This is a genomic window from Microbacterium sp. NPDC076911 (genome assembly GCF_040687125.1).
In the GTDB taxonomy this organism is placed as follows: Bacteria; Actinomycetota; Actinomycetes; order Actinomycetales; family Microbacteriaceae; genus Microbacterium.
The window spans coordinates 317,192-330,700 of record NZ_JBFBMP010000004.1; the positions used below are offsets into that span (position 1 = coordinate 317,192).

The 13,509-nt window shown below is 62.1% G+C and carries 8 protein-coding genes; 5 read left to right on the forward strand and 3 right to left on the reverse strand.

Translation table 11 applies throughout. From position 1 onward, the window contains the following. Nucleotides 1-65: 65 nt before the first annotated feature. The 3 genes from trxB to AB0O81_RS08390 form a co-directional block, all read right to left on the reverse strand. A complete protein-coding gene (gene trxB / locus AB0O81_RS08380) occupies nucleotides 66-1,049 on the reverse strand; it encodes a thioredoxin-disulfide reductase (RefSeq protein WP_363583163.1) in 984 nt (327 codons plus the stop codon). A gap of 152 nt (nucleotides 1,050-1,201) precedes the next feature. Continuing rightward, nucleotides 1,202-2,815, reverse strand: a complete 1,614-nt coding sequence (murJ, locus tag AB0O81_RS08385) for a murein biosynthesis integral membrane protein MurJ (RefSeq protein WP_363583165.1) — start codon at nucleotides 2,813-2,815, stop codon at nucleotides 1,202-1,204. Further along, nucleotides 2,812-5,040 (reverse strand): DUF6049 family protein, encoded by a 2,229-nt coding sequence (locus AB0O81_RS08390; RefSeq protein ID WP_363583167.1) that lies wholly within the window; start codon nucleotides 5,038-5,040, stop codon nucleotides 2,812-2,814. Before AB0O81_RS08390 ends, murJ begins: the two co-directional genes overlap by 4 nt. Before the next feature lie 111 nt (nucleotides 5,041-5,151). On the opposite strand from AB0O81_RS08390, the gene AB0O81_RS08395 reads away from it, so the two are divergent. The 5 genes from AB0O81_RS08395 (at nucleotide 5,152) to AB0O81_RS08415 (ending at nucleotide 13,494) form a co-directional block, all read left to right on the forward strand. After that, a complete protein-coding gene (locus tag AB0O81_RS08395) occupies nucleotides 5,152-6,678 on the forward strand; it encodes a methyltransferase (RefSeq protein WP_363583169.1) in 1,527 nt (508 codons plus the stop codon). A 20-nt stretch (nucleotides 6,679-6,698) separates the two neighbouring features. Beyond that, on the forward strand, nucleotides 6,699-8,126 hold the full coding sequence (locus AB0O81_RS08400) for a CCA tRNA nucleotidyltransferase (protein ID WP_363583171.1): 1,428 nt from the start codon (nucleotides 6,699-6,701) through the stop codon (nucleotides 8,124-8,126). 136 nt (nucleotides 8,127-8,262) lie between these two features. After that, nucleotides 8,263-11,349, forward strand: coding sequence for a M14 family zinc carboxypeptidase (locus AB0O81_RS08405; protein ID WP_363583173.1), 3,087 nt, complete (start codon nucleotides 8,263-8,265; stop codon nucleotides 11,347-11,349). Nucleotides 11,350-11,441: 92 nt separating this feature from the next. After that, nucleotides 11,442-12,080 carry a hypothetical protein gene (locus tag AB0O81_RS08410; RefSeq protein WP_363583175.1) on the forward strand — a complete coding sequence of 213 codons (639 nt, stop codon included), beginning with the start codon at nucleotides 11,442-11,444 and terminating at the stop codon, nucleotides 12,078-12,080. A 76-nt stretch (nucleotides 12,081-12,156) separates the two neighbouring features. Then, nucleotides 12,157-13,494 carry a transcriptional regulator gene (locus AB0O81_RS08415; protein ID WP_363583177.1) on the forward strand — a complete coding sequence of 446 codons (1,338 nt, stop codon included), beginning with the start codon at nucleotides 12,157-12,159 and terminating at the stop codon, nucleotides 13,492-13,494. Nucleotides 13,495-13,509: the final 15 nt, after the last annotated feature.

Genomic DNA, 13,509 nt, shown 5'->3' on the forward strand with positions numbered 1-13,509 from the left:
TCCTTTTGTAAGACGCTTGTTTGAAAGGAACGCTCGCGCGTCGCGGATTGTTCCTGCTGTCAGATTTAGGCTTTTGCGCCAGCGAGGTTGTCGATCTGTGATGCATCCGCTTCGGGCGAACCTGCCTCGTTCTTTCCTGCGAGGAAGTGCTCAACGTCGAGAGCAGCCACCGTGCCGCTTCCGGCGGCGGTGACGGCCTGTCGGTACGTCGGGTCGATGACGTCGCCAGCTGCAAACACACCTGCGACGGAGGTGCGCGACGAGCGGCCGTCCACCCACACGGTGCCTGCATCGGTGAGGTCTAGCTTTCCGTGCACTAGGTGGGTGCGAGGGTCATTTCCGATGGCGACGAAAACGCCCTCAACCGGCAACTCTCGGCGTGAGCCATCGACGGTTGATTCGAGCACGAGAGCAGTGACAGCGTCTTCACCCACGACGTCGGCGACCTGGCTGTTCCACACGAACTCAATCTTCTCGTTGTCGAACGCACGCTGTTGCATGATCTTTGAGGCTCGCAACTCGTCGCGACGGTGCACCAGATAGACCTTCGACGCGAACTTCGTGAGGAACGTTGCCTCTTCAATGGCTGAGTCACCGCCACCAATGACGGCGATCTCACGGTCGCGGAAGAAGAACCCATCGCAGGTGGCACAGTAGGAAACACCGCGCCCAGAAAGGCGCTCTTCGCCTTCAACGCCGAGCTTGCGGTGCGCTGAGCCGGTCGCGTAAACGATGGCGTCTGCCTCGTACTCCTTGCCGCTACCCAGTATGACCTTTTTGACTGGTCCATCGACGTCGAGCGTTACGACGTCATCGAAGAGCACCTCGGCACCGAATCGCTCGGCCTGCTCCTGCATTTTTCCCATGAGCTCAGGCCCCTGAATGCCCTCGGGGAAACCAGGGAAGTTCTCTACGTCGGTGGTAGTCATGAGATCTCCACCTGCCTCTACAGAGCTTGCAACCACCAGCGGCTCGAGGTTTGCTCGGGCGGCATAGATCGCGGCGGTGTACCCGGCAGGACCGGATCCAATGATGATGACATTACGCACGGGAGACCCTTTCAGAAGTCTTTGGCACGACGCTACACTCGCGCCACTTGCCACAACACATGGTAGCCGCGGCTCATTCCCACGCGCTGAGAGCTAGCCACTCGCACAGAGTGGTGACCCCTATATGAAGCCTCAACTTCACGAACGGCAGATCAACGGTTGGGCAAGAATCGCTTGAGCATCGTCAAGGCCGGGCCGAGTTCAGGAGCGCGCAGTATCGCGAGCGCGGGGACGTAGACGACAAACGCGACCATGCACAACACCGCTGAACCCACGGCGCCCATCAGCTGGCTAGAAACCATCCATCCATCGACCCCGCCGCTCCACTGGTACACGAGCCAGGCAACAATCGCCGCAGGCACAGCTGCGAGCGCGAAACGAACAAGTGCCAGCATCCATGATCGAATTCCTATGTCACCGAGGCGTCGGCGCAACAACCACGTGGCGATGATCACCTGAATCACCGTGGCACATGACTGGCCCAAAGCAACCGCTGCCGCAAGCAAGGAGAGGGGAATTACCTCATCGATCGCGAGTTGCCGCGCAACGAGTGCGGCGACGACAACGAGAGACGCTTGGATCACCGTGAAAACGAAAGGGGTGCGGGTGTCGTCGTAGGCATAGAAAGTGCGCTGGATAACGAACAGCACGGCGAGTGGAATGAGACTGATGAGAAACGCGTTGAGCAGTGAACCCGCATCTACGGCGTCATCGCGACTATTGGTCAGAATGCGCGAGGCGGGAACCGAGGCGACAGCCAGCGCGGCGGTCGCAATCACGATGAAAAGCCCTAGGGTTCGGATGCTGCGTGGAATGTCAGCGCGAACCGCGTCGTCGCGACCGGCCTTGGCATGCTCGCTGAGCTGGGTGAAGTACGGGGTACCGATCGAGAGCACGATGATCGAATACGGGAGCATAAACAGCAACCAGGCGTTACCCGAGGCGAAGTTGGATGGACCGACTCCCGACGCCAACGACAACACACGCGACTGCATGAGACCAGCCAGTTGACCCACGATGACCATCAGAAAGGTCCACCCCGCCAGGCGTCCCAAATGGCGCAGTCCGATGCCGCGCCAGTGGAAGTCGGGGCGCACGCGAAGCCCGGCGCGACGCCAGAACATCACGAGAACTACCGACTGCGCAACGACACCGAAGGTTGCGGTACCAGCGAGCAGAGCGATCATCTGCGGCGTCCACGCAGCGACGGTGGTCTGATCGCCGCCGAACATCACGATGAACGCTACGAAACCCGCAATAGACACAACGTTGTTGATGATTGGAGCCCAGGTATAGGGCCCGAACACCCTGCGAGCGTTGAGCGTCTCACCGAGCAGTGCATACATGCCATAGAACAAGATCTGAGGCAGGCACCAGTACGCGAAGGCAGTCGCCAGGGCGAGCTGGTCGGGCGCAAACCCCGGAGCGTAGATCTGCACGAGGAGCGGAGCAGCCGCGGTCGCGATGACGGTGACGGCCAGTAGCGCAACGGCTCCGAGCGTCATGAGCTTCGAAATGAAACTCTGACCGCCATCGGCATCGCGTGAGGCGCGAACGATCTGCGGCACGATCACCGCGGCGACCAGGCCCGTCGCCACGATGGCATAGATGTTGTTGGGTAGCTGGTTCGCTACCCCGAACGCATCTGCTGCCTCTGAGACCGAACCGACGGCAGCAACCAGCACCGCAGAGCGAACGAAACCCGTTAGTCGTGAGACGACAGTTCCCGCACCTATTAGGACGCTTGCGCGCCCAATCCCGGTCACTCCTCGACCTTGCGATCGGAACGCTCATCCGATGCCAACGCGCTCGGTGGTGCCTCAGGAGGGGTGACTTCGTGACCCCGCGCCCTGGTGCGTCGCACTGTGCGAATGACACCAACGATCAGCAACCCGCCGACCACAACGGCGAGGGCGCCGATGCCGAATGCTTCCCATTCGGCACGCACATTGACTTGCACGTACTCGGCATCGCCGATGGCGACGCTGGCGCGGCTGCGCAGCTGAAGTGTGAGCGTCACTTCACCGTTTGCCACGCGCGCCTGCACGGGAACCTCGACACGGGTATTGCTCAATGCGGTCGCAACGACTGGAGTGGCTCTTTGCACGTCAAGGCGCAGATCGTCGGGCGAGGTGTAGAGCACAACATTCACTGGATACGGCAGGTCATTGCGCACCCAGAATCCGAGGCCGGCGCCAGAGCCGAGCAAGTTGATGGTGCTACTTGGTAACAGGGCGACGGAGTCTAAGGTCGCATCGGTCTGCTCGCGGTGAGCGTCAATCTCCCTGCTCCAGCCTTGATTCGTCATCCACGAGACAGCCAACAGTTGCAGCACTTCGGCGCGCTCGGGCCCGGTGAGCAACGTGGAATCATCAAGAATCGTTGCGAATCTGTCCAGCGCGGTCTCGTCGTCGAGCAGCCTCTTGGCCTCCGCTACGCGCTCCGGCACCTCTTCAGCTTCGACCAACTGCATCCGACGTTCGCTCGCGGCGAGCAGTGTGCTGAGGTCGGTCGCAGCGAAGCCCGGTGCCTCGGCAGCAGCGAGGATGGCGGTGCGCAATGCGACGCTGGAGCGATCGAAATCGCGGTCGACAGTGACAAGCAATGCCGCCCCGCCAGAGTTGGCACCGGCGAGCATCAACTGCGCGGTGGCCGCCGTCAGGTCAGCACTGCGCAGTGCTGAGTTGTCTTGCAACGATGCCGCGTGCAGCGCCGCCGAGATTTCGGTGTCGTAGGCAAGCGCGTCGGCATCGTCGATGCCGACGCGCGCGCCGACCGTCGCTCCTGCGGCGCCGGCCGCGGTTTCTTGTGAGCCCAACAGCGTCACCGACGCCAGATCATCGATCATGACCCCACCGAGGGTCTCAAGGATGCCGTTGTCGAGGGATTTTGCCGCGGGCCAATAAATACCAGCACTTGCCCCGCCGATGTCGAGCAGGCTGGAGAGATCAGGCCACGATCCGTCAGCTTCGGTGTCGGTATCGGCATCGGTGTCGGTGTCGGGAGAGGGCGTTGGGCCCGGTGTTTCAACGGGTGATTCTTCACTTTGGCCTGAAAAATCCTGCTCCGACATGTATGCCGTCAGCGCCTTCGGCTGCAGAGGTTCAGAGAGGCCAGCCTCGAGCTGCACGGCAACGTCTGCGTCGCCGAACTGCAACGCAAAGCGTGAGTTTGGTAGCGTCATCAGATTGTTCAGCCACTCGACAGCAGAGTCTGGCGCCGCGGTGCCAAGCACGCGGATCGCGGCGACAATTGCCGGGTCGATGGCCAGGATGGCCGGCGTGCCTTCAACAGCTTTCAGCTGGTTGGACAGCGACCCATTGGCCGACGTCAGCGCTGTGAGCTCGTTCGAGGTGAGCAGTCCCTGGGTGAGGGAGGGCGCGGTGATGGGCACGATCACGCCGACAGCGGTCTCTGCTGCGTCGGAGTCGTCAGGGATGATCATCACGCTAGTAGAGAGAACTTCTTCTTCTTCTTCGTCTTCGTACGTCGCCACTAGTGGGTAGACGCCGCTCGCGAGATCGAGCATCGACGGATCATCCGCGTGGACGAGCATTCCCTGGGAGTATTCACTCTGCGCGTCCACGCTTTCCAGCGTCGTGGTGGCTACCGGCGATGTTTCGAGGTTTGTGCCGGATCCATCGAGCCACGATGTCAGAGCTCGGCGGTCGACGATCGGCTCATTGCCGAGTTCAAGAGTTACTTCAACGGGCTCGGTCGGTACTCGCGTGGCATTTTGTAGTGTCACCGAAACCGTGAGGCTGTCTCCCGGGTAGACGATTCCGGAACCCACCGGCGAAAGCGTGAATGCCGTGGTTCCCGGCGGAATCTCGGGGGTAGGCATGGGCGTCGGTGTCGGCTCCGGCGTTGCCGCGACGGCGGGCGTGGCGATCGCGAGCGACGCACCCATGAGCATCGCTACGAAGCCCGCGGCCATGCGTGCACTGAGAGTGCGGCGACGTGCGGGCTTTCCAGACGTGGTGACAGTCATGCGGTGAGGTTTGCTCCTGTGCGATATCCGAACCGCACGATCGACTGCGATTCTACGGTGATGAAGCTTTGAGGCACCCCAACCGCACCGGCGACGCGATTGAATAGACGGATGCTTCACGATCCTGACCCACTGCTCTGCCAGGCTCTTGCCGCCGACCTGAGCGCAGCTTCGTTCACGGCCTTGGCGTTGAAAGAAGCCTGGGGAGCCCCCGCCGGCGACGCAATCTCTCGCGGGTTGCGCGGCCCCGCTGAGCGTGCGCTCGGTGATCGCGACGATGACCTCGCTGTGTTGGCACGGCTCTTTGTGCTGGGGCGTGCGCAACCCGCAGCATCCCTGTCAAGAGCCCTTCCTAGCGTTGGAGCGGATGGTTTGGTCGCCCTTGGGCTCGCAACGCAACACGAGGCAGCGGTGACTCCTGTCGCGGCTTTGCGCCCACAGTCGTATGCGGATGCGATGGGTGCGGGTGAATGGTGGATTGCAAGCGACCTCAATGAGGCCGCATTGGGCGGACCCTTGCCCGAAGAGCATGTGCTGGGCGTCGGGCGAGCATCACTGACTCTTACGGCGTTGCAGTTGCCGACACCGGCAGTGCGCGGGCTCGACGTAGGCGCGGGGTGTGGAATCCAAGCGCTTCGTGCACGACGAAATGTTGACAACATCATCGCCACTGACATTTCTGAGCGGGCCCTGTGGTTCACTCGCCTCAATGCGCTGATCAACGGCATCGATTCGATCGAAACGCGATCGGGCAGCCTGTTCGAGCCCGTCGTTGGGGAGACTTTTGACCGGGTCGTATCGAACCCGCCGTTCGTCATCACACCACGCTCGGCCGAAGTGCCAGCCTATGAGTATCGTGACGGTGGCATGGTCGGTGATGATCTCGTAGCAGCCTTCGTGGCGGGAGTTGGCGAGCATCTGGCGCCGGGCGGAGTGGCCCAACTTCTCGGCAACTGGGAGACACGCGATGGCATTGACGGACTCGATCGAGTTCGCGAATGGGTGCAATCATCTGCGGTCCCGCTTGATGCGTGGATAGTTGAGCGTGAGAGCGTTGAGCCGCTGGCGTACGCAGAGTTGTGGATTCGTGATGGCGGCACGCTGCCCGGCACCGCGCGCTTCGCCGCTCTGATCGACGCGTGGCTCGATGACTTCGCCAGTCGCAAGGTGAGCGCGGTCGGCTTCGGCTATCTGCTGTTGCGTCGGCCATCGTCGGGATCTCCCACGCTCACCCGATACGAGAAGTTGCACCAATCACTGAGCGGAGACAGTCTGGGTGCTCATCTCGCCAAAGCGCTTGAAACCCATGACCGACTGAGTGCGCTTGATACCGAGGGGCTCGCCGAATCGTTCTTTGTGGTTGCCCCCGATGTCACGGAGGCACGTCATCACATGCCCGGTGAAGAAGACCCGACCGTGATCGAACTGCGCCAGGGTGGGGGATTCGGGCGTTCGGTCAACGTCGACTCTGGTCTTGCGGCACTCGTGGGTGCCTGCGACGGCGACCTACCAGCCGGAGTGCTCATCGACGCCATCGCACAGTTGCTTGACGTGGATGCTGCTGCATTGCGCGCCGACCTTCTCCCGCGAGTGCGAGAGTTGGCGACTATGGGCTTCTTGGATCTGAACTCGCCGTAGTGGCTAGGTAGGCTTGAGACATGCTCAATATGGCCGAGGGCGTGGCGCGCCTCGGCGCGCTCGCTGATTCTCCCGTCGTTTCGACACTCGCGCGTGCATTCGATGCCGCCGGTTTCGAGCTCGCTATTGTCGGCGGTCCGGTGCGTGATGCGTTGCTGGGTCGGGCGACGAACGACCTCGACTTCACCACGAATGCGCGCCCCGACGACATTCTGCGCATCGTCACCCCGGTGAGCACGACGCAGTGGGACATCGGTCGTGCATTCGGCACGATCGGCGCCAAAGTGCTAGGTGAACAGGTCGAGATCACCACTTACCGTGCCGACAGCTATGACGGGGTCACGAGAAAGCCCACTGTTGAGTTCGGTGACAACCTCGACGGTGATCTCGTACGCCGCGATTTCACAGTCAACGCGATGGCGTTGCGCGTTCCCGCGCAGACATTGATCGACCCCACGGGCGGGGTGGAAGACCTGCTCGGTGAACGACTTCGCACCCCCACAGATGCGAGTGTGAGTTTCGGCGATGACCCGTTGCGGATGCTCCGTGCAGCACGGTTTGCCTCGCAGCTGGAGTTCGCGGTCGCGCGTGAGACGCTCCAGGCCATGGGCGAGCTGCGCGAGACCCTCAATATAGTGAGCCCCGAACGCATTCAGAGCGAACTCGTGAAGCTCATGCACGCCGATGATCCGGTGCGAGGCATCAGGCTTCTCGTCGACACCGGTCTGATGAATGAGTTCTTGCCCGAGGTGCCGTCGCTGCGACTTGAGGTCGATGAGCATCATCATCACAAAGACGTCTACGAGCACTCGCTGACCGTCTTGCAACAGGCGATCGAGCTGGACCGTACCCGACACCCCGATTCGCCCCCCGACATCCCGCTGCGAATCGCCGCCTTGTTGCACGACATCGGAAAACCGTCGACCCGCAAACTCGAGCCCGGTGGCGGTGTGACCTTTCATCACCACGACATTCGCGGCGCACGGATGGCACAGAAGCGAATGAAGGCATTGCGCTTTGACGCGTCGACGATTGACGCGGTGTCGAAGCTGATCGAGCTGCATCTGCGCTTCTTCGGATACGCGGAGGGTGCCTGGAGCGACTCAGCTGTGCGGCGATATGTGCGCGATGCCGGACCCGAATTGGAACGGCTGCATATTCTCACGCGAGCTGACGTCACTACTCGCAACAAGCGCAAGGCGTCACGCCTGGCGCGTGCATACGACGACATCGAGCGGCGCATTGCAGAGCTTGCTGAAGAAGAAGAGCTCGCCTCAATGCGTCCCGACCTCGATGGCAATCGCATCCAAGAGGTTCTGGGCATAGCTCCGGGTCGCGAAGTGGGCGAAGCGTATCGATTCCTGCTTGAGTTGCGCCTCGACGAGGGTGTGCTCGGCGAGGTTGAGGCGGAACGACGACTGCGCGAGTGGTGGGCTTCTCACAGCTGACACAAAGCTGAAACATAGGCTCTCTACATTTGGCAACACCCCTGACATTCGTCCGATCTTTGGCGAGTGTTTTCACCGCGGCACGAATCGCGCTCCACCGTCGTGCCGCTTGATTGCTCATTCCTGGAGAAAATTCGTGAAACGTCTAATAGCGAGCGTCAGTTGCGCGGCGGTGGTCGTCACCGGCCTCATCGTTGCGCCTGTCGCGGTCGCCGACATCGAGACCCCTGAACTCGAGATCGTTCGACCGCTGTCGCCATATATCGACATGCCGACCAGCTACCCCGTGCAACCCACGCTTGATGTCTTTCCTGACCTCGAGACAGATGCATCCATCGACCGTGGAACGATTCCTTACGACGAGATCGCTCCATTCCTCAACCAGCTGATGGCAACCAGTGATCGCGTTTCGGCGCAGGTGGTTGGCAAGTCCGCTCAGGATCGTGACGTGTACATGGTCACCGTCACGAGCCCAGAGACAGCCGCCGAAACTGCACAGCAGTTGGAGTGGCGTGACACGATCAAATACGACGCTGAGACCGCGGTCGCCGACGACGCCCTGCAGTCGGGCTACAAGACCCCCATCTGGTTCAACGGAAACATTCACGGCAACGAGTGGGAGGGCACCGATGCGACGCTGAACTACATCGCAGAACTTGCCCTCAGCGACGACCCCGAGGTCGCCGAGCTCGTCTCCGAGAACCGCCTCTACTTCACAGTGACGAACAACCCCGACGGCCGCGCTCTCGGACAGCGCGCAACGGCCACCGGCTACGACGCCAACCGTGACTTCGTCACCGGCGCGACCGCGGAATCTGCCATCGTGCGCGACTTGGCGAGCATCATTCAGCCGACGTACTTCATCGACATTCACGGCTACACGAGCGTGCTTCAGATCGAACCGTGCGGACCGCCCCACGGCGAGAGCTACGAGTACGACCTCTTCCTCCCGCACGCATACTCGACCGCACTCTCTATCGAGCAGGCGGTCGTCGAGGCCGACATCGAGGGCAACACCTACCTCGACGAAAACGGCCGAGTGACGACTGAGAACACCGGCAAGATCAAGATCCCCTACCGCGACACCCGCGAAGGCTGGGACGACTGGCCGCCGATCTTCGCGCCTCAGTACGTTGCGTTCCAGGGTGCGATCACCAACACCGTCGAACTGCCGCTGGGCCGCTTGAACCCGTCATCCAACCCTGTGAACGCCGAACGCGCTGCGATCAACATCGAAGTTGCTGAGATCGTCATCGACACGGTCATCGACTATGTCGATGAGCACCACGAGGTTCTTCTCGACAACCAGATCGAGATCTTCCGTCGCGGCGCCGACGGCGAGGCAAGCGTCGAGATCCCCGCTGATATCACCGCGGACGACCTCGCCGAAGGCGTACCGACGGAGTGGGTCGAGATCTGGGATGAGACTGACGTCTACACCGCCGACTTCCCGCGTGCATACGTAATCCCCATGGGCGACTCACAGCGCTCGGACTCCGACGCGCAAACGCTGGTTCAGCAGTTGCTGGTGAACAACATCAACGTGTCGAAGACCACCGAAGAGTTCACCTTCGACGGCGTCACCTATCCGGCCGGTTCGTACTACGTCGACATGCACCAGCCGCTGCGTGGTCTCGCCAACGTGTTGCTCGACGAAGGTACCGACATCACCGACCGCATCGGTCGCATGTACGACATCTCCGCGTGGAGCTTGGCGTTGCTCTGGGGTGCGGACGTAGACGTACTGGGAACGACGACGGATGCTGCGCCGACGACGGCTCTTGAAGCTGTCACCGACGCAGAACTCACCGGATCGGTGCCCGCTACCGGTACATACCTCGCATTCGAACCGCGCGGTGTTGCCGACTACGTCGCGATCAACGAGATGCTTGAAGAGGGAATCGCGCTGTCTCAGATTCCTGATGGCACCGTGGTTCTTGGCAACGACGAGGCTAGCTACGCGGCTGCTGCTACGGTCGCAGACGTCTTCGGTGTCGACTTCACCGCCACTGACGGACGCGAGCTGCGTGACGGCGAGAGCACAGCCCTGAGCACGGTGCGCATCGGCTACGCGAACAACACTGACGACCGCGACGCGCTGACCAAGCTCGGCTTCGATGACATTGTTCCCGTGACCACGGGCACGATCACTTCGGGCGAGGTCGACCTGACCGAGATCGATCTGCTGTTTGTTGGATCGAACCTGAACTTCAACAGCTCTTCGCAGGCAGAGGGTATTGCTGCGGTCGAGGCGTTTATCGCTGCTGGCAAGCCCGTCGTCGGTCTCGAGTCGGCTGGTGCGACATTCGTCAACGCCTTCGGCATCGCATCGGTCTCGTCGGTTAGCGGCGCGAGCGGATCGAACGGAATCGCCACGGTGGACACCGTCGCGGACGGCGTATTGGGCGATTACCCGCAAGACACCGCCTTCGGCTACCCGTTCGTTTGGTACACCGAACTCGGTGAGAACACGACTGTTGAGCAGACATACGCAGCAGAAGACCCGTTCATCTCGGGTCACTGGTCGGCAGCGACACAGGGTCGTGCGCAAGCCGATGCAGCTGCTCAGCCCGCAGCCTTCTCGGCAATCGGCGAGTCCGGAAGCCGTGCCTTCGTGCTCGGCACCTCGGCGACCTTCCGCAATCACCCGGTCGGCGCGTTCAGCGACGTCGCACGGGCGATCTTCTGGGCAGCGGCCGAGGGCGAAAGCGTGACGCCTCCTGGATCGGTCATCGAGGGAGACCTCACCGACGAAACGCGTGGAATGGTCAGCATTCCCGACTCCGCAGAGCCGGGCGAGACCATCCCGGTCACGATGGGTGAGGCAAGCGACGGTGTGGTTTCGGTGCTGATGTTCTCAGATCCGACCGCGCTTGGTGAGTTCGAGCTAGTCGGCGGTGAGTTCGAGGTCATGATCCCCGCGGACGCTCCGCTCGGTGACCACAAGATCGCCGTTGTCGATAATCAGGGCATGCTGCTCGGTTGGGACGACCTCACCGTCGCCACCGCAGTTGTCGAGCCGACACCTACGGCGTCTGCGACGGCCTCGGCGACTCCCGTTGCCACCGAGACACCGGCCACCGCATCCAGCGGTGACACCGGAGACCTCGCAGTGACCGGTGGCGGTGACACGTCTCGCCTCCTGTTCGGAGCGATGTCGATCCTGCTGCTCGGTGCCGGAATTGCGTTGCTCGCACGAGCACGCGCCGCGCGCCAGATCTAGCACACAACAGAAAGGGGGTCGCCTCGGCGGCCCCCTTTCTGCTCTAGGCTCACCTATGCGGTGAGAGAGCTTTACGCACGACAAGGATGACGATGACCGACGACAATCCCTCAGGTGAGCTCGATGCTGATGCCGAAGTCGTCCCCGATGATTCTGAAGAAGCAGTTGCTTCACCTCAGCGCCGGCGACTGGTGCTGTTTATCGGTGGCGGCGTTCTCATCGTCGTAGGGTTGGTCCTTGGGATATGGGCGTTCCTACCCGGTCCGAGTGAACCTGTTGCTGACGCAACCCCCAGCGCCACCCCGTCGGAAACGTTCGAGGCCACGCCGACGGCTACCGCAAGCGTGGCGCCGCAGCCCACCGCGACTTCAGCTGATGAGGATCCCGACGAAGGCCCAAGTGCGTCTGCCGAGCCTGCCGAGCCTGACGCGGCAAAGGCCGTGATCAACTCCTTCACGGTTTCACCCGAGATCGCGATTTGCTCCGATGACCGCTCCAGCACCGTGCCGCTGACGTTCACGTGGTCGACAGCTGACGCCGACAAAGCATGGATCGCCGAAGGCACCAACAACGCTTCAGCTCAGCCGTTCGATGAGGTTTCGTTGAACTCGTCCGGCTACACCGGGCTGTCGTACGAGTGCTATGCGGAAGAGCAGCTGTTCACGCTCACCGTGAGAGGTGAGGCAGGAAACACGAGTGTCTCGGTTTCGGTTGTCCGTCAACTAGGTTGAGATCGAGTGACTCCGTCCGGTTCAGGCAGGTGCGCCATACAATTGATGCACGCTCCTCAACGTCGACCGGAGTCCGATGTCAACGCCGTGGTCATCCCGTCGTGAGGTATCACCTGAGACCTCACGCCTGCTCATCGAGCGCGCACACGAAGAACTAGTTGCTGGCAACGCCGGGGATCAGCGGCTGCTGGATGTTCGGCCGATGGTGCGGGACTCGTGGCGTCGTTCGCTCGAGAGCCTGGTCGGCGCCGAAGCTCTTCCTCCGCTTGACGTGCGCGCCGAGGAGATCGAGGCATACCGCCGCGCGCACCCGCTCGCTGATGTGATGGAGATGGTGCGAGCACTGCTTCTGCCAGGTGACCCCGCCGAATCTGGGGTGGTGGTCGCCGTCGGCGACGCGGCGGGTCGACTGCTGTGGGTAGAGGGAGATCGTCATATTCGAGCGCTGACTGGTGAGATGGGCTTCGTTGCCGGTGCCAATTGGTCAGAAGCAGCCGTCGGCACCTCAGCACCGGGTACGTCACTGGCGCTTGATCGATCGGTGCAGATTCACGGAGCCGAGCACTACAACCGCCTCGTGCAGCCATGGTCGTGCACCGCCGCACCCGTGCATGACCCTGAGACCCGGCGACTGTTGGGTGTAATCGATGTCACCGGAGGCACCGAGGCTGCCGCCCCGCAGGCGCAGCTGCTGGTGGATGCGACGGCTCGCGCGATTGAGGGGGAGTTGCTCGTCGCTCGTCTTAGACAGCGTTCTGTAGACATGCCGGCGAGAAAGAGTTCACGACGTCCTCCCGCGGTCCGAGCAACCTTGCGGGTGCTGGGGCGCGACCGTGCCATGTTGGAGGTGTCGAGCGGAGGCACGGCGACTGAAGGCACCGAGACGGTGTTCGAGCTTGGGGCGCGTCACGCGGAGCTGCTGTTGATGCTGGCCGTGCACCGTCAGGGACTTTCGGCCGAACGACTGAGCGAGCTCGTCTATGGCGAGGGTGATGCGGGGTCGACGCTTCGCGCTGAAATGGTGCGGATGCGCAAGGTGCTGGAACGCTCAGCACCTGCCCTCGTGCCGCAGTCCCGCCCCTACCGGCTGGGGCTGGAGTTAGAGACCGACGCCCATCAGGTGGTGTCGCTGCTTGATCGAGGTGCACATCGGGTCGCGCTCGCCGCATACCGCGGCGAAGTGTTGCCCCACTCGACGGCACCAGGAGTAGAGGAGTTTCGCGACAGTGTGCAGAGTGCCCTGCGTGAAGCACTCATGAGCGAAGCATCCATCGACGTGCTGCTGGCGTTCGCCGACACCGAAAGCGGATCCGGCGACATCGACCTGCTGCAGCTGTGCCTCACGATGCTTCCGCCTCGCTCACCCCGCCGCGCGGGGCTCGTCACGCGCATCGAGCGACTCGCATCGAATTAGTCGCGGGCCGCAACG